Annotated in this window: 16 protein-coding genes and 1 riboswitch; of the genes, 5 read left to right on the plus strand and 11 right to left on the minus strand. The window is 72.8% G+C overall.

Annotated elements, in window-relative coordinates; translation table 11 throughout:
* Nucleotides 1-15 precede the first annotated feature (15 nt).
* The 3 genes from SPRI_RS25630 to SPRI_RS25640 all read right to left on the minus strand — a co-directional run bounded on the left by SPRI_RS25630 (nt 16) and on the right by SPRI_RS25640 (nt 2217).
* Entirely contained in the window at nt 16-354 is a 339-nt protein-coding gene (locus SPRI_RS25630; RefSeq protein ID WP_053557356.1) for an antibiotic biosynthesis monooxygenase family protein, read from the minus strand.
* Nucleotides 355-416: 62 nt separating this feature from the next.
* Entirely contained in the window at nt 417-1088 is a 672-nt protein-coding gene (locus SPRI_RS25635) for an O-methyltransferase (RefSeq protein WP_005318251.1), read from the minus strand.
* A 16-nt stretch (nt 1089-1104) separates the two neighbouring features.
* Nucleotides 1105-2217: a DUF2330 domain-containing protein gene (locus tag SPRI_RS25640; protein WP_050791570.1), complete on the minus strand. Its 1113-nt coding sequence runs from the start codon at nt 2215-2217 to the stop codon at nt 1105-1107.
* Between the two features lie 256 nt (nt 2218-2473).
* Here SPRI_RS25640 and SPRI_RS25645 point away from each other — a divergent pair, with 256 nt between their 5' ends.
* Nucleotides 2474-4498: a bifunctional glycosyltransferase 87/phosphatase PAP2 family protein gene (locus SPRI_RS25645; protein WP_005318256.1), complete on the plus strand. Its 2025-nt coding sequence runs from the start codon at nt 2474-2476 to the stop codon at nt 4496-4498.
* 53 nt (nt 4499-4551) lie between these two features.
* Here the strand turns inward: SPRI_RS25645 and SPRI_RS25650 are convergent, their stop codons facing one another.
* Entirely contained in the window at nt 4552-4971 is a 420-nt protein-coding gene (locus SPRI_RS25650; RefSeq protein ID WP_005318258.1) for an ATP-binding protein, read from the minus strand.
* 90 nt (nt 4972-5061) lie between these two features.
* Between SPRI_RS25650 and SPRI_RS25655 the strand changes: the two genes are divergently transcribed.
* From SPRI_RS25655 to bla, 3 genes are read left to right on the plus strand one after another with little or no spacing between them, the layout of a single operon-like run.
* Nucleotides 5062-5904, plus strand: a complete 843-nt coding sequence (locus SPRI_RS25655) for a helix-turn-helix domain-containing protein (protein WP_053557357.1) — start codon at nt 5062-5064, stop codon at nt 5902-5904.
* On the plus strand, nt 5879-6148 hold the full coding sequence (locus SPRI_RS25660; RefSeq protein ID WP_005318261.1) for a DUF397 domain-containing protein: 270 nt from the start codon (nt 5879-5881) through the stop codon (nt 6146-6148). The genes SPRI_RS25655 and SPRI_RS25660 overlap by 26 nt, the downstream gene beginning before the upstream one ends.
* Nucleotides 6145-7086: a class A beta-lactamase gene (bla, locus tag SPRI_RS25665; RefSeq protein ID WP_005318263.1), complete on the plus strand. Its 942-nt coding sequence runs from the start codon at nt 6145-6147 to the stop codon at nt 7084-7086. The genes SPRI_RS25660 and bla overlap by 4 nt, the downstream gene beginning before the upstream one ends.
* Before the next feature lie 40 nt (nt 7087-7126).
* On the opposite strand, the gene SPRI_RS25670 is transcribed toward bla, so the two are convergent.
* The gene (locus SPRI_RS25670; protein WP_005318265.1) at nt 7127-8371 is read right to left on the minus strand and encodes a cytochrome P450; all 1245 of its coding nucleotides are present in this window, start codon (nt 8369-8371) and stop codon (nt 7127-7129) included.
* Nucleotides 8372-8667: 296 nt separating this feature from the next.
* Between SPRI_RS25670 and SPRI_RS25675 the strand changes: the two genes are divergently transcribed.
* On the plus strand, nt 8668-9837 hold the full coding sequence (locus tag SPRI_RS25675; protein WP_005318268.1) for a steroid 3-ketoacyl-CoA thiolase: 1170 nt from the start codon (nt 8668-8670) through the stop codon (nt 9835-9837).
* A 111-nt stretch (nt 9838-9948) separates the two neighbouring features.
* On the opposite strand, the gene SPRI_RS25680 is transcribed toward SPRI_RS25675, so the two are convergent.
* From SPRI_RS25680 to SPRI_RS25705, 6 genes are all read right to left on the minus strand, one after another.
* Entirely contained in the window at nt 9949-10800 is an 852-nt protein-coding gene (locus SPRI_RS25680) for an ECF transporter S component (RefSeq protein ID WP_053557358.1), read from the minus strand.
* A complete protein-coding gene (locus SPRI_RS25685; RefSeq protein WP_005318272.1) occupies nt 10797-12719 on the minus strand; it encodes an ABC transporter ATP-binding protein in 1923 nt (640 codons plus the stop codon). The genes SPRI_RS25680 and SPRI_RS25685 overlap by 4 nt, the downstream gene beginning before the upstream one ends.
* Nucleotides 12716-13840, minus strand: a complete 1125-nt coding sequence (locus SPRI_RS25690) for a cobalt ABC transporter permease (protein ID WP_053557786.1) — start codon at nt 13838-13840, stop codon at nt 12716-12718. Before SPRI_RS25690 ends, SPRI_RS25685 begins: the two co-directional genes overlap by 4 nt.
* Nucleotides 13841-14208: 368 nt before the next feature.
* Nucleotides 14209-14871: an SCO2322 family protein gene (locus tag SPRI_RS25695; protein ID WP_053557359.1), complete on the minus strand. Its 663-nt coding sequence runs from the start codon at nt 14869-14871 to the stop codon at nt 14209-14211.
* Nucleotides 14871-16118 (minus strand): prenyltransferase/squalene oxidase repeat-containing protein, encoded by a 1248-nt coding sequence (locus SPRI_RS25700; RefSeq protein WP_053557360.1) that lies wholly within the window; start codon nt 16116-16118, stop codon nt 14871-14873. Before SPRI_RS25700 ends, SPRI_RS25695 begins: the two co-directional genes overlap by 1 nt.
* Before the next feature lie 95 nt (nt 16119-16213).
* Nucleotides 16214-16332, minus strand: a riboswitch (cobalamin riboswitch).
* 128 nt (nt 16333-16460) lie between these two features.
* Entirely contained in the window at nt 16461-17525 is a 1065-nt protein-coding gene (locus SPRI_RS25705) for an MBL fold metallo-hydrolase (RefSeq protein ID WP_078951371.1), read from the minus strand.
* Between the last annotated feature and the right edge of the window lie 53 nt (nt 17526-17578).

Consider the following 17578-nt stretch of genomic DNA (forward strand, 5'->3'; position numbering starts at 1 on the left):
CGGGGGCCGCCCCGGCTAGGACCGCGACTTGGGCGCGGCCTGCTGCACGACCTCGAACGACCACACGGTGGACCCGGTGGCGGCGGGCTTGGGACGCTCGCCGCCACCGTCCTGCGTGGCGCCGCCCTGGTGGGCGGCCTTCATCGGCCCCTCCATCCACGCCTGGAACGAGGCCTCGTCACGCCAGCGCGTGTACACCAGGTACTGGTCGGTGCCCTCGACGGGCCGCAGCAGCTCGAACCACTCGAACCCGTCCGAACTCTCCACGGCGCCGGCACGCGAGGCGAACCGCTTCTCGAGGACCTCGCGCTGCTCGTCGGGGACGGTGAGGACGTTGATCTTCACGATGCTCATGCGGCCATCCTGCCGCACGGGGGGTTCCTCCCCGACCCGGCCGTCCCCCGCCGCCCCCGACGTCACGCGATCACCCGCGCCACCAGCAGACCGTCGTACCCCTTCACCCCCACCGTCTGCAGCGCCGTCGCGTCCAGCCTCGGCTCCCGGGCGACCAGTTCGAACATCTCGCGCGTCCCGAGGATCGACGGGTCCTCGCTCGTCGCGTCGACCACACCCCCGCCGCGCACCACGTTGTCCACGATGATCAGGCTGCCGGGGCGGGTCAGGCGCAGTGCCCACTCCACATAGCGGGGGTTGTTGCGCTTGTCCGCGTCGATGAAGACCAGGTCGAACGGGCCCGCGCCCGGTTCCGCCGCGATGCGCGGCAGGGTTTCGAGGGCCGCGCCCGTGCGGACCTCGGCGATCTTCGCCAGGCCCGCGCGGGCGATGTTCGCACGGGCCACCTCCGCGTGGGCCGGGTCGTACTCGAGCGAGATGAGCCTGCCGTCCTCCGGCAGCGCCCGCGCCAGCCAGATCGTGCTGTAGCCGCCCAGCGTGCCGATCTCCAGCGCTGTGCGCGCACCCTGCGTCTGCGCCAGCAGATGCAGCAGTTTGCCCTGATTGGGGGCGACGTTGATCGCGGGGAGCCCCGCCGCCGCGCTCGCCGCGAGGGCCTCGGTGAGCGCCTCGTCCTCCGCCACGAGGAGATCACTGATGTAGCCGTCCACGGCCTGCCATTGATCCTGAGTCATACGGTTCAACCTACGTTCACGAGGCCACGCCCGGCACGGGAGTGCCACGGCGCCTCACCCGTACGCGCAGCAGCGACACCACCGCGACGGCGACGACGGCGGCACCGCCGCCGACCGTCAGCAGCCACACGGGCACGCCGGCGACGGTCAGCAGGTCGTCGTCCCAGATCACCCGCCGAAAGGGTGTGTCCTGCGCGGTGGCCACCAGTTCGTGGTCCCCGTCGATCCGGCCCGGCTCGGGAAAGTGCTGGTCGAGTGCGGTGAGGAAGCGTTCCTCCCCGCCGGTGAGCCGTCCCACCGCGCCGCGCGGCTCGACCTTCCCCGCGTACGTCACCTCGGGTTCCGAGCCGCCGATGTTGTCGCGCGGTTCCATGCGGTGCCCCGCGAGGACGAACAGACCGAGCGACTGGGGCGTCGTCGCGCGCCGGGACAGGCGCATCGGGTAGACGAGCTTCTCGCTGGCGAAGCTCAGCCGCAGCGGGTCCAGCGTGCCGTCGAGCGTCGTTCCCTCACTGCTCGGCGCGAGCTTCACGGCCACGTACTCCCAGCCCGCGTCGACGTACGGTTCCAGATCCTGACCTAGGCCCTCGGGCAGTTCGAAGCCGTTCTCGGCGAGCCAGTCGCCGAGCGCGTCCGGATCGGTCGCGGTCAGCCGTGCCACGTCGAAGTCGCCGAGCCGTTCGCGGCCGACGACCCCGACCCCGGGGGCGGCCGCGCCCGGCGCGGGTGCGCCCGCGCCGTCCGTGTCGTCGAAGGGCCAGTCGCCGCCGCGTGGCCAGAAGTAGTGGCGCGTACGGTGCTGGGGGGCGGCGATCCGGACGAGTTCGTCGAAGAGGGCGCCGTCCGCCAGTTCGACCGTCGCCCGGTTCGGCACGGGCATGATCCACGCCGCTTCCGGAGCGTTGGAGTCGACCGTGAAGCGCATGACGATCTGCTCGGTGCGACCGTCCCAGTCGATCACCGACGACTCCCGGGCGACGGAGATCTCCGCGTTCCGGTCCACCACCATCGCGCCGCAGCCACAGGCGTAGGCCGGGCTGATCAGCGAGCCGAGCTGCAGCACGAGTACCGCCAGCAGCACCGTGACCAGGCGCGCGCGTACCCCGAATTCTTGTATGTTCCCCCGCATACCTCCTGTGACGGCACCGCGAACATCATCGGTTCCGGCCTGGACGACTCTGTTCCGCAACGGTCCGGCGGTGTTCCGCGAACGGTCCGGCGGTCCGGCGGCCGAGAGGAATTCGGCCATAACGGGGTGACAGACAGGCGAACAGGGGGTTGCGTGGGTCTTCCTCACGGGGCAGTGCGACGCTCTACGGACGCTCTGTGGACACCAGAACAGCACACAACAGAACGACAAAAACGGTGGGGAGGCTCGGCGCGACGTGGCGAACGCGGAACACAGCGTGCGCGGGAGTGCGACGGCGGATTCGAGAATCGGCGCGGCCAGGGCCGCGCTGTGGCTCTTCGCGGCAGTGCTCGCCGTACGGCAGACAGCGGCCGTCCTGACCAGCCCGCCCGGTGAGCGGCTCACCGACCTGGGGACGTGGATCGGCGAGAACGGCGTACTGCACGTGCCCGGCTCCCTCTACGACGAGGGCCGGTTCACCGGCACCCCGTTCGCCGGGCTGGTGCTCAAGCCGCTCGCCAGATCGGCGGAGCAGAGCCTCGGCGTCGCCTGGACGTTCGGCACGCTGCTGCTCGTGGTCGCCCTCGGTCTGGTCGCGGCCCGCGCCCTGCCGATCCCCGTCTCCCGCCGCAGCACCCTGCTGGCCGCGCCGGTCGCCATCAGCCTGCTGATGCTGTCGCTGCCGGTACGCAACAGCTTCCACCTCGGCCAGACCAGCATCATCCCCGTGCTGCTCGTCCTCCTCGGCTGCCTCGCCGTGCGCAGCGAGAGACCCGCGGGTCTGCTCATCGGCATCGGCGCAGCCCTCCAGCCGACCGTCCTGCTCTTCGCACCCCTGCTCTGGTTCACCGGCCGCCGCCGCGCCGCGGTCACCGCGGCCGGCTCCTTCGCCGCCCTGTCCGCCCTCGCCTGGGCCGCGATGCCCGGCGACTCGTGGGCGTACTGGGTGCACCACGTCGCGGGCGCCGGTCTCGGCGAGAGCCCCGACAGCCTCGCCAACCAGTCCCTGCACGGCGCGCTGCTCCGCTTCGGCCTCGAGGGCCCGCTGGAGATCGCCGTCTTTTCGCTCCTCGCGGCGGCGGTCGTGTTCTTCGGTCTGCGGCGCGCCGTCCGCTACGCCCAGGACGGCCAGCTGCTGCTCGCCGTCGCCCTCACCGGCTGCGTCGCCGTCGCCGTCTCACCGACCGCCTGGCAGCACCAGCTCCTGTGGGTGCTGCTCGCCGTCGTGGGCCGGGTCGGCCGGCGGGCCTCCGACCGGATGCTGTGGCCCGTGCTCGTCGTCCTCGCGATCACGCTGCCGGGCAAGATGCTGCTGCCCAACCTCACGGTGCTCCACCCGGTGCGCGACAACGTCCTCCTCGTCGCCGCACTGGCCGCCGCGTGCGCCGTGCCGTTCCTCAAGCTCGACTCGCCGTACTTCCGCCGCCCCGTCCCCACCCAGTACGCCGCACCGGCCCCGGCGCGCTGGGCCCGCGTACCGCTGCTGCCGTTCTGGCGGCGGGTGCTCAGCCGCCCGAACCTGCTGCTCGAACTGCTCGTCATCCGGGTCGGCTACTCGGTCTACTCGCACATCCGCGCCGCCGCGACCGGCAGCGTGGGCGCTGCGGAGGAACACGCCCGGCAGATCCACTCCGTGGAGGGCGCGCTCGGCATCGACATCGAGCACTGGGTCAACCAGGCGGTGGTGCGCACCGAGTGGCTGGAAGCCTTCTTCAACTTCTATTACACGTCGTTCCACTTCGTGGTCCCGCTGTCGATCCTCGGCGTCCTCTACGTCCGCAGGCCCTCCGACTACCGCTGGGCCCGCGCCTCGCTCGCCTTCGCGACGGTGCTCGCGCTCCTCGGCTTCTGGCTCTACCCGCTGGCCCCGCCGCGTCTGATGCCCGGCATGGGCTTCATCGACACCGTCCACGGCCCGCAGGACCTCGCCAACCCGGACTACGGGGCGATGACCGCCGTCACCAACCAGTACGCGGCGATGCCGTCCCTGCACTTCGGCTGGTCGCTGTGGTGCGGACTGGTCGTGCTGGTCCTCGCGCCCAAGCTGTGGATGAAGCTGCTGGCGTTGCTGCACCCGCTGTTCACGGTCTGCGCGATCGTCGCCACCGCCAACCACTGGGTCCTCGACGCCGTGGGCGGCGCGGCGGTCGTCGGAGCGGGCTTCGGCCTGACGTACGTACTGGCGGGCCGCAGGAAGCTGCTGATCCCGGCGAGGTCCGTGCCGTCGGCGAGGTCGGCCCACGACGCCGACGACAAGGAGACGGCCGCCGCGCGTGTGTGAACCCCGGGGGGTACGGGCCTCGGCCCGTACCCCCGGGGTGTGGATCGCCGCGTTCAGTCATCGTCCGCCAGGTCGGCGCGTTCCGCCACTTGGGCGACCTCGAACCAGACCGTCTTGCCGGTTCCGCCCCGGCTGTCGACGCCCCATTTGTCGACGACGGCCTCCAGCAGTGCGAGCCCCCGCCCGGACTCGTCCTCCGCCCCGGCCCGCTGAGGCACGGGCAACTGCGCGCACCCGTCCGACACTTCCACCCGCACGCCCTGCGGATGCCGCAGGATCAGCAACCCACAGCGCCCGCCCGGAACATGGCGCACTACATTGGCCAACAGCTCGGTCACCGCCAGCTCGACGGATTCGGTCAGCTCCCGCAGCTTCCAGAGGATCAGATAGCAACGGACGATCCGCCGGATGTGCCTGGCGGAGTGGGCGCCTGCGGTGAAGCGCATACCGTACTGGGGAATCTCTTCGTTCACACTGCGAGCGTGGCCTGCGGTGACTACGCTCGGCTACCGAACGTACGCAACGTGCCGTGCCGTTGCGGCAGTTGAGCGAGGGGCCCCGCCATGTCCGACGTCCGCCACATCAACGCCCTCGACCCGGGCGCGTCACCGCTCGACTACTACGGCTACGAGCTGCGCAGACACCGCGAGACGGCGGGCCTGACGCAGAAGCAGCTCGGCGCGATCGTGAACTACACGGGCTCGCTGGTGGGGCAGGTCGAGACGGCGCGGAAGCTGCCGACGGCGGAGTTCAGCGAGCGCGTCGACGCGGCGCTGGGCACCGGCGGGCTGCTGTCGCGGCTGCTGGGTCTGGTCCTGCGCAGCCAACTTCCGGCCTGGTTCCAGCAGGTCGCGGAGCTGGAGGCGCGGGCCACGGAGATCTGCACCTTTCACACGCACTTGGTGCACGGACTGCTGCAGACGAGGGGTTACGCCCGTGCGGTACTGGGTGCGATGGAGGTGGCCAACCTGGACGACCGCACGACGGTTCGTCTTGCGCGTCAGAGCATCTTTGGGAAGCAGGCGTCGCCTGTCCTGTGGGCAATCTTCGGCGAGGCCGCGCTTCGACAGGAGATCGGCGGCCCGGAGGTGATGCGGACGCAACTGCGGCACCTGTTGTCCTACACGGACGACCCGCGAGTGAACATCCAGGTGTTGCCGTTCAAGGCCGGTGTCCATGCCGGACTGGAAGGCTCATTCGACCTGTTCCACTTCACGAGCGATCCGTCCATCCTTTACACCGAGGGCTATGGGACCGGCCATCCCACGGCCAACCCGGACACGGTCAAGGACTGTTCGCTCCGTTACGATCACCTGCAAGCCGCAGCCCTCTCCATCAAGGACTCGGCGCAGCTGATCCGGGACATCATGGAGGAGCGCTATGGGGAGCACGACGGAGTGGCGTAAGTCCACCTACAGCGGCGACCAGGGCGGCTCATGCGTCGAGTGTGCCCCTCTCGGCGGCGCCGCCTGGCGCAAGTCGAGCTACAGCGGCGACCAGGGCGGCGACTGCGTCGAGTGCGCCGACGTGCCCCACGGTGTCGCCGTGCGGGACTCCAAGGACGTCCGCCGCCCCGCACTCCACCTCACGCGCCCCGCGTTCGCCGCGTTCGTCGCGGCGGCGGCCAGGGGGGACCTCCGGGCGTCATGACGTCGTCGGGACCGGCCGTCACACGCCGCGCCCTCCTCGGCGCGGCGGCGCTGTTACCGCTGGCCGGGTGCGCCACGAACAAGCCGGTCTCCCCATCACCGACGGGGACCCCGTCCTCCTCCGTCGCCTCCTCTCCGCCGGCCGACCGGCACGACCGGCTGGTCGAGCTGGAGCGGAAGTACGACGCCCGTCTGGGCATGTACGCCCTCGCCACCGGCAGCGGCAAGGTCATCGCCCACCGGGCCGACGAACGGTTCGCGTTCTGCTCCACGTTCAAGGGCCTCGCGGCGGCCGCGGTGCTGGACAGGAACCCGCTGTCGCACCTGGACACGCTCGTCAGGTACACCGAGGCGGATCTGCTGAAGAACGCGTCCATCACGCCGCGCCACGTCTCCACCGGCATGACGATCCGCGGGCTCTGCGACGCGGCGGTCCGCCACAGCGACGGCACCGCCGGCAACCTGCTGCTCCGTGACCTCGGCGGTCCGGCCGAGCTGACGGCGTACGTGCGCGGCCTCGGTGACACGGTCACCCGCATGGACCGGATCGAGCCTCTGATCACGGAGGCCACCCCGGGCGACCCCCGCGACACCACGTCACCCCGGGCGTTCGGCTCCGACTACCGGGAGATCGTGCTGGGGGACGCCCTGCCGCCTGAGAAACGCGCCTTCCTGCGCGACCTGCTGGAGCGCAACGCGACCGGCGCCGGCGCGGCGCGGGTCCGGGCGGGCGTGCCGAAGGGCTGGGCGGTGGCGGACAAGACCGGCACGGGTTCCTACGGCACGCTCAACGACATCGCCGTGGTGTGGCCCCCGGGGTCCGCGCCGATCGTCATCTCGATCATGTCCAGCAAGGCCACCGAGGACGCCGCCTACGACCAGGCCCTCATAGCCGAGGCCGCGGCGTACGCGGTGGCCGTGCTGGCCCCGCGGGGGTAGCGGGGGCGGGGGAGCCTGCGCTGCGGGCCGACGGGCGCGCTCAACCAGTGGTCACCCGCAGTTCCTTGATGCCGTTCAGCCACGCCGAGCGCAGCCGGCGGGGGTCGCCCGCGAGGCGGAGGTCGGGGAGGGCGTCGGCTATCGCGTCGAAGATCAGGTTGATCTCCATGACCGCCAGCGACTTGCCGAGGCAGAAGTGCGGGCCGCCGCCGCCGAAGCCCAGGTGGGGGTTGGGGTCGCGGGTGATGTCGAAGCGTTCCGGGTGGTCGAAGACCGTGGGGTCGTTGTTGGCGGAGGAGTAGAAGAGGCCGACGCGGTCGCCCTTCTTGATGCGGGCGCCGCCCAGGACGACGTCCTGGGTCGCGGTGCGCTGGAAGGAGACCACGGGTGTCGCCCAGCGCACGATCTCCTCCGCCGTCGTGTCGGGGCGCAGCCGCTTGTAGAGCTCCCACTGTTCGGGGTGGGTGAGGAAGGCGTGCATGCCGTGACTGATCGCGTTGCGGGTGGTCTCGTTCCCGGCCACCGCCAGCAGGATGACGAAGAAGCCGAACTCGTCGGACGACAGGTTGCCTTCGTCCTCCGCCGCGACGAGCCGGCTGACGATGTCACCGGCCGGGCACTCCTTCCGCGCGGCCGCGAGGTTCATCGCGTACGAGACGATCTCCATCGCCGCCTCCGTGCCGACCTCCTCGGTGATGGCGTACTCGGGGTCGTCGTACGCGGCCATCTTGTTGGACCAGTCGAAGATCTTGGACCGGTCCTCCTGAGGGACGCCGATGAGTTCGGCGATCGCCTGGAGGGGGAGTTCCACGGCGATGTTCGTGACGAAGTCGAAGCTGCCGTCCGGCCTCGCGCCGCTCCGCGCCGTCTCGACGATCGAGCGCGCCCGGCGGCGCAGCGCGGCCTCGAGCGAGCGCACGGCGCGCGGGGTGAAGCCGCGCTGGACGATCTGGCGGACCCGCGTGTGCTCGGGCGGGTCCATGTTGAGCATGATCAGCTTCTGGACCTCGATCTGGTCGCGGCTGATGGACTCGTTGAAGCGGATGACGGCCGTGTTGGTCCAGGAGGAGAAGAGCTCCGGGTGCGTGGAGACGTGCCGGACGTCCGCGTGCCGGGTGACGACCCAGTAGCCCTCGTCGTCGAAGCCGGAGATACCGGCGGGCTGTTCGCACCACCAGACGGGCGCGGTGCGCCGCATCTCGGCGAACTCGGGGTGGGGGACGCGGGCCTGGAGGAGGTCGGGGTCGGTGAAGTCGAACCCTGGGGGCAGGTGGGGGCAGGACATCGGCAGCTCCCGCTTCGCTTCGGGTCGCGGTCTGACGGTCTGATGGGCCATCAGGAAGTGGCCGAAAGGTAGTAACGAGTTCTACAAGTAGCAAGTCTCACGGTCGGAACTGTTGCCTGCGCGGGGTGCAGTAAGAGGCGTGCAAGACCCTTGCGTACCGGCGGTAGCACTCATAAGACTTCTTGAAGAACTAGAACGCGTACCAGTTAGCCGTGTTCGCCGGTTCACCGTGTTTCGAGAGTTCGGCCCTGAAGGGCGCCGGGACGCCCGGACGGCCGCGAGGAGAGGACGAGCTCATGGCCGCGGAACCCGTCATCGTCGAAGCCGTACGCACCCCCATCGGCAAGCGGGGAGGACTCCTCGCCAACCTCCATCCCGCCTACCTGCTGGGCGAGACCTACCGTGAACTCCTCGCGCGCACCGGCATCCCCGCGGACTGCGTCGAGCAGATCGTCGGCGGCACCGTCACCCACGCCGGCGAGCAGTCCATGAACCCCGCGCGCACGGCCTGGCTCACCGTCGGCCTGCCCTACGAGACGGCGGCCACCACCGTCGACTGCCAGTGCGGCTCTTCGCAGCAGGCGGGCCACATGGTCGCCAACATGATCTCGGCCGGGGTCATCGACATCGGCATCAGCTGCGGCGTCGAAGCGATGTCGCGGGTGCCGCTCGGCAGCGGCTCCAAGCACGGGCCGGGCAAACCCTTCCCCGACGAGTGGAACGTCGACCTCCCCAACCAGTTCGAGGCCGCGGAGCGCATCGCCCGCCGCCGCGGGCTGAGTCGGGAGGACGTGGACCGCCTCGGACTGCTGTCGCAGCAACGGGCGGCGGTCGCCTGGAGCGAGGAGCGCTTCAAACGCGAGACGTACGCCGTGCAGGTGCCGACCACGGAGGAGGAACAGGCGGCGGGGCAGGGGATGTGGCGACTGGTCGACCGGGACGAAGGACTGCGCGACACGTCGGCGGAGGCGCTGGCGGGTCTGAAACCGGTCATGCCGACCGCCGTGCACACGGCCGGGAACTCGTCACAGATCTCCGACGGCGCGGCCGCCCTCATGTGGGCGTCCAAGCGCATGGCACGGGCGCTCAAGCTGAAGCCACGGGCCCGTATCGTCGCGCAGGCCCTCGTCGGCGCCGACCCGCACTACCACCTCGACGGCCCGATCGACGCGACGCGGGCGGTACTGGGCAGGGCGGGCATGTCGCTCAAGGACATCGACGTCGTCGAGATCAACGAGGCGTTCGCGTCCGTCGTGCTCAGCTGGGCCCAGGTCTTCGACCAGGATCTCGACAAGGTCAACGTCAACGGCGGCGGCATAGCGCTCGGCCACCCGGTCGGCGCGACGGGCGCCCGGCTCGTCACCACGGCGCTCCACGAACTGGAGCGCCAGGACAAGGAGTTCGCCCTGATCGCGATGTGCGCGGGCGGCGCGCAGGCGACGGGCACGATCATCCAGCGGATCTGAGGGCGCTCGACGGCGGTCGCGGGGCGGGCCGCTCGGCGGTCGTGGGCCACGGGGCTGCCGGGCCGCGGGTCGCGGCGCTGGGTCACCGGGGCCGGGCCGCGCCGGCCGTCGTCATGGACGCGGCCCGCCGCCGGGCGCCTCGAACGTGGCCGGCGCCTCGAACGCGGCCCGCCGCGTCGCGCGCCGCAGCGCCTTGAGCAGCGTCGCGCCGAGGGTGAACGTCAGCACCACCGTGAGCACCGCACGGCCCAGGTCCCAGCCCAGGGACGTGGCGGCGCAGTACGCGAGGAAGCGGACCAGGTTCTCGTGCACCGGAGCACCGGGGTGGAACGAGATCCCGGACGACAGCCCGCTGATGATCGTCCAGCCGTACAGGTTCATGACCGTGCCGTACGCGAACGCCGCGAGCGCCCCGTACACGGCGAGCATCAGCAGCTCCGCCCGCCCGCGCAGCCGCTCCGCGCCCGGCAGCAGGCCCGCGCCCATGGTGAACCAGCCCATGGAGAGCATCTGGAACGGCATCCACGGTCCCACCCCGCCCGTCAGCAGCGCCGACGCGAACATGGTGACGGCGCCGAGCACGAACCCGAAACCGGGGCCGAGGACCCTGCCGCTCAGCACCATCAGGAAGAACATGGGCTCCAGCCCCGCCGTCCCCGCGCCGAGCGGTCTCAGCGCCGCCCCGACCGCGGCCAGCACGCCGAGCATCGCCACGGCCTTCGCGTCCATGCCACTGTCGGCGATCGTCGCGACGACGACGGCGACGAGGAGCGGGAGCAGCGCGCCGAACAGCCACGGCGCGTCGCCGGAGTGGGCCGCGAGCCCCGAGCTCCCGCCGGCGAGCAGCGGCCAGCCGAAGAAGACCACGCCGATCGCGCTGATCAGGACGAGCGCGGCGATCGAGCGGGGCCCGAGTCGGACGGGACGGGTGACCCGGGGCGTGGGCGGGGCAGGGCTGCTCACGGGGCCGCCTCCAGGGCCGCCTCGACCTGGGAGACGGTCAGCCACGGCTGCGGCGCAAGGATCTTGGCCACCTGCGGCGCGAAGGCGGGCGAGGAGACCACGACGTCGGCCGTCGGCCCGTCCGCGACCACCTCGCCGCCCGCCAGGATCACCACCCGGTGCGCCAGTTCGGCGGCCAGCTCCACGTCATGGGTCGCCAGGACGATCGCGTGCCCGGCCCCGGCGAGCCCTTTCAGCACGGCCACCAGCCGCGCCTTCGCGGCGTAGTCCAGCCCACGGGTCGGCTCGTCGAGGAGCAGCAGCGGAGGGCGGCCGGTGAGCACGATCGCCAGCGCGAGCGCCAGGCGCTGCCCCTCGGACAGGTCCCGGGGATGCGTCGCGTCGGGCACGCCCGGCAGCAGCTCGGTGACCAGCGCACGGCACGTACCGGGCGCGGCCTCCGCGTCCGAGTCGGCGGCGGCGCATTCCGCGGCCACCGTGTCGGCGTAGAGCAGGTCGCGGGGCTCCTGCGGTACGAGGCCGACCTGCCGGATCAGTTCGCGCGGGGGCGTGCGGTGGGGGGTACGGCCGCCGACCGTGACCGTCCCGGCCGTCGGCTCGATCATGCCGACGAGGGCGTTCAGGAGTGTCGACTTGCCGGCGCCGTTGCGGCCCATCAGGGCGACGGTCTCGCCGGGGGCGATGGCCAGGTCGACCCGCCGCAGCGCCTCGACACGGGCGCGGCGGACGGCGAGGCCGGTGGTGGTGGCGACGAGGTGGGTGGGGGAGCCGGCGGCCGGCTCCGCGGGGGGTGCGGTGCGGAGGAGGCGGGCGAGGAGGCGCCGGGTGGGGCGGTGGCGGGTAGGGCCGCCGCCGCGCGGGGCCTGTTCCCCACCCCGCCCCTTACGGGAACCGGGGCAAGCCCCGGACCCCGTACGGCCTTCGGCCGTGCCCTCGATCGCCGGGCCGGCCGGCATTCGCTCCGCGGAACCAGCTCCGCCGACAACCCCGGCCTCGCTGGGGGCACTCCCCCTGCGCCTGGCGGCGTGGGAGGTACCCCCACCTACGGCCGCCGGGCCGTAGGGGGAACCGGAGGCGTCAGGGCGCGGGGGCATTGCCCCCGTGCCCGCCAGGCGTTCGCGCAGCGCACCCGCCCGGCGGCGGGCGTCGCGTATCGACAGGGGGACGGGGGACCAGCCCGCCAGGCGCGCCAGCGTCACCACCGGCGGGTGGACCGGCGAGTCGGCCATCACCGTGGCCGGATCGCCGACGACGGGCGCGGCCCCGGGCGCGGGCAGGAGCACCACCCGGTCCGCGTACTGGACCACCCGCTCCAGGCGGTGCTCCGCCATCAGCACCGTCGTGCCCAGGTCGTGGACGAGGCGTTGCAGCACCGCGAGGACCTCTTCCGCCGCCGCCGGGTCCAGCGCCGACGTCGGCTCGTCGAGCACGAGGACCTTCGGGTGCGTGGTCAGCACCGAGCCGATCGCGACACGCTGCTGCTGCCCGCCGGACAGCGTCGCGATGGGCCGGTCGCGCAGCTCCACCAGACCCAGCAGGTCGAGCGTCTCCTCGACCCGGCGCCTCATCACCGCGGGCGCGAGCCCCAGCGACTCCATGCCGTACGCGAGTTCGTCCTCGACCGTGTCGGTGACGAAGTGCGCGAGCGGGTCCTGACCCACCGTGCCGACCACGTCGGCGAGTTCGCGCGGCTTGTGCGTGCGGGTGTCGCGGCCACAGACCGTGACCCGGCCGCGCAGCGTCCCGCCCGTGAAGTGCGGGACGAGCCCGGACACCGCGCCGAGCAGGGTCGACTTGCCCACGCCGGACGGGCCGACGAGCAGGACCAGTTCACCTTCCGGAACGGTGAGGTCGATGTTCTCGAGCGTCGGCGCGGCAGCGCCCTCGTACGTCACCGTGACGTTCTCGAAGCGGATCACCGGGTCGACTCCTTGGCTCCTACGGGGACCGGCGCGACGAACGCCGGCAGCAGACCGATCAGGACGGACAGCGCCGGCCACAACGGCAGTTCCGGCGCCGTCAGCGGTACGACGCCCGGGTGCAGCGCCTCGCTCCCCGGTACGGTCGCCGCCCGGACCATCAGGGCGGCGACGGCCGCGCCGGAACCGGCCACCAGCCAGGACCGCACGCCCCACCGGTCCGGGCGGTAGCGGCTGCGGACCGAACGCCGGCCGCCGAGCCACAGGCCACCGGCCGCCGCCGCGAGCCCGGCGACGAGCAGCGGCACGCCGAAGCGCGCGCCCTCCGCTGCGAGCAGCCCGTACGAGCCCGCGCACACCCCGAGCAGCCCCCCGAGGGTGAGAGCGGTCGTGGTGTGCCGCACGGCGGGCGGCACCTGGGCGGTGCGGCCGTACCCGCGGGCGTCCATGGACGCGGCGACCGCGACCGACCGCTCCAACGCGCCCTCCAGGACCGGCAGTCCGATCTGGGCCACGGCCCGCACCCCGCCGGTCGGGCGGCCCCGGAGCCGGCGGGCCGTGCGCAGCCTGAGGACGTCCGCGACCATGTTCGGCGCGAACGTCATCGCGACGACCACCGCGACACCGGCCTCGTACAGCGCGCCCGGCAGCGACTTGAGGAGCCGGGCGGGGTTGGCGAGCGCGTTCGCCGCGCCGACGCAGATGAGCAGGGTCGCCAGCTTCGCGCCGTCGTACAGCGCGAACACGATCTGCTCGGCGAACACCCGCCCGCCGATCCGCACGCCGTCCGCCCAGCCGGGCATCGGCACCTCGGGCAGCGTGAACAGTACGTGCGTACCGGCGATGGGCGATCCGAGGGCGACGGAGAACGCGACGCGTATGCCGATGACGAGCAGTCCGAGCTTGACGAAGGCGCCGTAGGAGCGGGCCCATGGCGCGTCGGTGCGGCGGGCGGCCACGACGTAACCGGCGACGCCGACGAGCAGCCCGAGGAGGAGGGGGTTCGTGGTCCGCGAGGCGGCGACGGCCAGCCCGAGGGCCCACAGCCACCAGGCGCCGGCGTGCAGTGCGTTGCTCCGGCTCACGGCCGGCGCGCGGAGCGCGTTGAGCGCGTTGAGCAGGGGGTGCGTTCCGTGGCCGTGCGCGGTCGGCGCGGCGTCCCTGTGCGGTGCGGGCCGGTCGGGGGTTGCTCCCTGGCCACGCCCGAGACGTGCGACGGCCTCGTGCGGTGTGCCACGGCGCTGCCCCGGGCCGCGCGCATCGAGCGGCGGCGGGGCTGGGTGGGCCGGGTCGGTGGGTGTGGCGGGCTCGTGTTGTGGACGGGGGCGCTGCTCCCCACCCCGCGCCTCGATCGGCGGCGGGGCTGTATGTGTCCGGTTGTCCGCGTCGGCGTGCGGTGCGGGAGCCTGCCCCGAGGACCCGCCTGGGTCCGTGCCGGACGAGGGAGCAGCCGCCCCCAGGGGCGGAAGAGGCCGGTCGGAGGGAGAGGTCATCGGGGGGTGCGGCGGGAGCGCCACGCCGCCGCTCCGGCCAGGGTCAGGACCGCCGCGATGCCCGTGTACACGCCGACCGAGGGACCGTCGCCGCCCGCCGGTTCCTTCGTCGTGACCACGGCCGACCGCGAGCCCGTGCCCGGGGTCGGTAGGTCGGCCGGCAGAGCCTGGTCGCCGCAGCTCGAGGCGGGGTAGCCCGCGATCCCGCACAGCAGCGCCTCGCTGTTGTAGCGCAGCGGCTTCGCCACCTGCGCCAGCGCCTCCGCCGTCGTCGCCGCCGGTGCGACCCGCGCGCACGCCGTGCGCCGCGCGGGCGGCGTCTCGCCCTGCGGGGCGTCCGGCGCCGTGCCGAAGTCGATGACGAGGGCGATCCGCTTCGTGCCGTCCTTCGCGGGCGTTCCCGCGCAGATCGTGGCGAAGTCGGGTGCCGTGCGCGGTGTCGCCGCGTCCCCGCTGTCCTCGCTGACGGAGAACCGGAAACCGTGCACGGACCCGTCGGCCGGGCGGGCGGTGGCCGGGCCCTCCGTGGCGTACGTCCACTCGCCGCCGCTGCTCTTCCAGAACGACCAGTACCGGTAGCCCGCGGCCTGCGCGGGAGCCGCGACGGCCACCAGGAGCAGGGCGCAGAGGCCGAGAAGGGAGAGGAGGCGGGCGCGCATCAGCTCTGGTTCTTCCTGCGGCCGCTGAAGAGGAAGCCGACACCGACGGCCGCGACGAAGAACACGCCCACGATCCACCACGTGGAGGAGGACGAGTCGGAGGAGTCGCCGGAGTCCTTCTCGCTCTTGGCGGAGGCGGACGGCGAGGCGGCCGCCTGCGGGGCGGGACCGGTCGCGTTCAGTGCCGCGACCAGGTCCTGGCCGCCGAAGGACCTCGGGTCGGCGCCGGCCGCGCGTGCGGCGAAGATCAGCTGGGCGTAGGCGGCGGGGCCGTTCTGCTCCGCCCAGGCCGCCGAGTTCTGCTGGAGCCACGACAGCGGCTTCTTCGCCTGCTCGGCCAGTCCCTGCGTGGAGAGGGCGACGATCGCGTCGGCGGTGTTGCCGAAGTCCGGCGCGGGCGCGGAGTCCTCGGCGCCGGGCATCGGGGGAGTGTCGAAGTGGCCCTTCTCGGCCAGCCCGTTCGCGAGGTACGCCGCGCCGTTGTGCGCCGCGCCCTCGAGGTCGGTGGCCTTCTCGCAGGCCGTTCCCTTGGCGTCCTTCGTGCCGCCGCCGGTCGCCGCCAGGCCCTTGCCGTGCGCGGCGATCACGGCCGCCGCGGTGGAGTCGGCGACGATGCCGGGGGACGCGACCTGGTAGACGAAGGCGCCGCCGTCCTGGCCGCCGCAGGGCTTCGCGAACGTCAGCAGCGCGTCGTAGGGGGTCTTGCCCCCCTTGGACCTGGCGGCCGCCGGCTGCTCGCCGGCCGCGGCGAGCGCGCCGATGACGACGGACGTCGAGTTGGCGTCGCTCGCGCCGCCGGGGTTGTAGCCCCAGCCGCCGTCCTCGTTCTGCACGGACTTCAGCCAGCCGACGGTCTTGTCGACCACGGCGTCCTGCCCGCCGAGCGCGGCGAGCGCCTGCACGGCGGCGGCGCCGGCGTTGGTGTCGAGGGGCAGCTTCGCGTCGCAGTCCTTCGCGGTGTCGGCGCGGTACGAGGGGAAGCCGCCGCCCGCGCACTGCTGCCCGGTCAGGAAGGCGACCGCCGCGTCCGCCGGCTTCACTCCGGCCGTGTCCTGGGCGAGGAGGGCCAGCGACTGCCGCCACACGCCGTCATAGGTCGGGTCGCCCTTGCCGTAGAGACCGGCGGGCAGTTCCACGGACGGCGTGGGGGAGGGGGCGGAGGGGGCCGCGAAGGCGGCGGGTGCGGCGGACAGGCCGAGCACGGCGGAGACGACGAGCGCGGCTGCGCCGCGGCGAACGGTGGTCATGGCGGGCGGTGCCTCTCCTGCGGTACTCCCGGCGGGATCCGGGCACGGGCACGCTCAGGCACCTGGGCTCCGGCTCCGTATGCCTCGACGGTGCCGGTCACCGGCGGGCTGCCGGTGACACGAGCCGGTCACGACCTCGTACGGGGCATTCCGACTTGCCACCACGGAGGCGGCTCACGGTTGCGGGTCAGCGCCGGATTTCCACCGGCTTCCCCCCGTACGGGTAATGATGACGACGGCGACACTCTACCGGCCGGTCGCCCACCCGGACGTGGGGCGCCCGTCACACCGCCGCGTGCGTGGACCGGCTCACGGCCGCGTACGGGCCGGCCTCCGCGTCCGTCACACCGCCACGTACCGGACCGGCTCCCCGCCCGTCGCGGTCTCCGCGCGGCCGAGCTTCACCAGCCGCCGCAGATGGGCCTCGGCCTCGGAGACGGCGATGTTGCGGGAGCCGTACGGGATCTGCTCCCAGGGCCTGTTCCACTCCATCCGCTCGGCGACCTGCCACGGCGTGAGCGGCCGGACCAGCAGCGCCAGCAGTCCGGTGAGCCGCTGTTCGTGGTGGGCGAGCAGTTCCCGTACCCGGTCCTGGGCGCCGGTGAAGGCGTGCTGGTGGGCGGGGAGCACTTCGGCGGGGGCCAGACGGCCGACTCGCTCCAGGGAGTCGAGGTAGTCGCCGAGGGGGTCGGTGACGGTGGCGTCGTCGGGGTCCTCGTAGAGGCCGATGTGGGGGGTGATGCCGGGCAGCAGGTGGTCGCCGGAGAAGAGACGGCCGTTACCGGGGCGGCCCGCCGGGTGGGTCTCCTCGAGATGGAGGCAGACATGGCCGGGGGTGTGGCCCGGCGTCCACACGGCCCGGAGCCTGCGACCGGCCAGGTCGAGCAGTTCGCCCGGGACGATCTCCCGGTCGGGCAGTGCGGGGCGCAGGCCGGGCAGTGCGCCCCCGCCGCCCGCGGCGCGCGCGGCTCTCAGCGGGGCGATGTGCGCCTCGGGCGCCCCGGCGCGGGTGAGTTTGCCGGTGAGGTAGTCGAGCCACAGCCCCGGTTCGGCCTCGCGGGTGCGGCGCACGACGGTGGCGTCGGCGGCGTGCATCGCGATCCACGCCCCGGACGCCTCGCGGACGCGGCCGGACAGGCCGTGGTGGTCGGGGTGATGGTGGGTGACGACGACGCCGTGGATCTCTGCGGGCGAGGTGCCGCAGGCGGCCAGCCCCGCGGAGAGGGTGTCCCAGGCGGTCGGGTCGTCCCAGCCGGTGTCGACGAGGACCGGCCCGCGGTCGGTGTCGAGGAGGTGGACCAGGGTGTGGCCGAGCGGGTTGTCCGGGATGGGGACGCGCAGGGAGCGGACGCCGCCGCCGTGGTCGGTCACATGCCCAGCCGCTGCCTCGTCCGTCGTCGGCCCCATGCCCATTGCCCCCTGTAACTGGAACTGATATCAGTTCTGAAACTGTGTCAGAT

Source organism: Streptomyces pristinaespiralis (assembly GCF_001278075.1).
Classification (GTDB): Bacteria; Actinomycetota; Actinomycetes; order Streptomycetales; family Streptomycetaceae; genus Streptomyces; species Streptomyces pristinaespiralis.